The organism is Tritonibacter scottomollicae, from assembly GCF_003003215.1.
GTDB classification, from domain to species: domain Bacteria; phylum Pseudomonadota; class Alphaproteobacteria; order Rhodobacterales; family Rhodobacteraceae; genus Epibacterium; species Epibacterium scottomollicae.
The window spans coordinates 1-1,357 of the sequence record NZ_PVUF01000063.1; the positions used below are offsets into that span (position 1 = coordinate 1).

The 1,357-nt window shown below is 56.7% G+C and carries 2 protein-coding genes; one reads left to right on the top strand and one right to left on the bottom strand.

Features of this window, described 5'->3' with window-relative positions; all coding sequences use genetic code 11:
• The coding region (locus CLV89_RS22835; RefSeq protein WP_207796995.1) for a hypothetical protein at positions 1-195 on the top strand (195 nt) is incomplete at its 5' end.
• A gap of 55 nt (positions 196-250) precedes the next feature.
• On the opposite strand, the gene CLV89_RS22250 is transcribed toward CLV89_RS22835, so the two are convergent.
• Positions 251-1,270 carry an IS110 family RNA-guided transposase gene (locus tag CLV89_RS22250; protein WP_106165751.1) on the bottom strand — a complete coding sequence of 340 codons (1,020 nt, stop codon included), beginning with the start codon at positions 1,268-1,270 and terminating at the stop codon, positions 251-253.
• Between the last annotated feature and the right edge of the window lie 87 nt (positions 1,271-1,357).

The window sequence follows — 1,357 nt, forward strand, 5'->3', positions numbered from 1 at the left end:
GAATGTCCTGTGTGGATGGCTCCTGCATTGCAAGAGATTTTTGTAATCGCGATGGTCTGTCAGTACAGTCGTGTGTCCGGCCTGTTTGTGTGGCTATTGCCACTGGCCCTGATGAGTTCCGCAAGCAAGGTTCCTATCGGCTCAACGACCTCTGGGGGCCGCGACATTCGTCGGAGTGTCCTTGCTTTTGGTTGACTTCGTTTCGCATCATCACATCAAGCGTCTTGCATCTCTTGGCAGGTTGATCCGATCAGGCGACCGGCTGCCGGTATTCCTCTCGTTTTGTCAGTAGCGCCCAGATGATCCGGGCGGATTTGTTTGCCATGGCAACGGTCGCGAGCCGGAATGGCTTCTCGGCCAGTATCTTGGCAGTCCAAGTATCGGCCTTCTCTGGCTTGTTCTTTGCCATCAGCGCGCGTGATGTCATTCCGACGATCAACAGCTTTCTGATATACCGGTCACCCTTCTTGGTGATCCGTCCAAGACGTTCCTTTCCACCACTCGACTTATTCAGGGGTGTCAGCCCCAGCCACGCCGCCAGATCCCGTCCGGTCCTGAACTGTTTTGCATCTCCGATGGTTGCAACGATGGCAGACGCCGTGATCGGGCCAATCCCGGGCATACGCATCAGCCGCCGGGCATCGGCGTCCAGCCATGCATGTTGCTCGATCAGTTTGGTCAGCCCATCGATACGCGCATTGAGGCTATTCAGCTGATGGCACATCACTCCGAGAATGCCGTCTGCGATCTCGGGCATTTTCAACTGATCTTCAGTCCCACGCTCTCGGGCAAACTTCGACACGGCCTTGATGCCCGTCGGCAGGATGTGCCCAAACTCCCGCAGGATACTGCGGATCATGTTCACGACCTGGGTGCGCTGGCGCACGACGAGATCTCGGACACGATGGATGGCCAGAACAGCTTGCTGACTTTCTGATTTGATCTCGACAAACCGCATGGTGGGGCGACGCACGGCTTCACAGATCGCTTCGGCATCCGCTGCATCTGTTTTGCCGCGCTTCACATAGGGTTTGACGTAGGCGGCAGGCATGAGCCGAACATCATGGCCCAGCTTGCGCAGCTCTCGGCCCCAATGATGCGCAGAACCACAGGCTTCCATGCCGACCATACATCTCGGCAAGGTCTCGAAGAATGCCAAGAGCTTCGCCCGCTTGATCTTCTTGTTGAGGATCTTGCGCCCGGTGCCCGAAACGCAGTGTACTTGGAAAACGTCCTTGGCCAAATCCAGGCCCACGGTCTTTACTGTCATTGGGTGGCTCCTTTCCTTGCAGTCGATGACAACTGCACTTTGGCACGTTCGATGCCGGTGGAGCAGGAGCCATCCACCTCATCCGCT